Source organism: Caballeronia humi (genome assembly GCF_001544475.1).
Taxonomy (GTDB): Bacteria; Pseudomonadota; Gammaproteobacteria; order Burkholderiales; family Burkholderiaceae; genus Caballeronia; species Caballeronia humi.
On record NZ_FCNW02000272.1, the window covers coordinates 1 to 504 of the forward strand.

The window sequence follows — 504 nt, forward strand, 5'->3', positions numbered from 1 at the left end:
TTGCTCGAACGCGAAAAACGGGTAACGCTTGTGCGATTAACCAAGTGGGGGCTACTCCACGCATCGATTGTTGTCACTGGTCTGACGATTCTGATGCTCTCCAAGTCATCTGCTCGGTTCAATGTCGGAGATCCTGACGTCTCCGCTCCAATGCGTGTCGGCGCCCTTTCCACAAAGGATTTCGTTGCCTTCGCGATCATTTATTTATTCATCGTGTGGCGCTCGGTGAAAACATTAAAACAACCGAGCAACGACGACGTGCCACGGCAGTAAGCGTCCGGAAGACGCGCGCTGCCCGTCTGTTTTATCAAAGTCCCATCTCTTTCCAGAGTCGCCGCGATCATCATCTTAGACATGCTCCTAGTCGATCTCTGACCACCGGTATTGTGATGGGCCTGCGATCAGTTGAAGCAGGCTCCGTCCAGGCGGCGCCATCGTCTTAGGAGCCACCGAACCAGTTGTACCCTTGATCGACCCAGTAGCCTCCGGGGAACGTGTTCGTCA

The 504-nt window shown here is 54.2% G+C and carries 1 protein-coding gene; it reads left to right on the plus strand.

Annotation, left to right across the window (positions count from 1 at the left end; all coding sequences use genetic code 11):
• The coding region (locus AWB65_RS36580) for a hypothetical protein (protein WP_159907986.1) at positions 1 to 273 on the plus strand (273 nt) is incomplete at its 5' end.
• Positions 274 to 504: the final 231 nt, after the last annotated feature.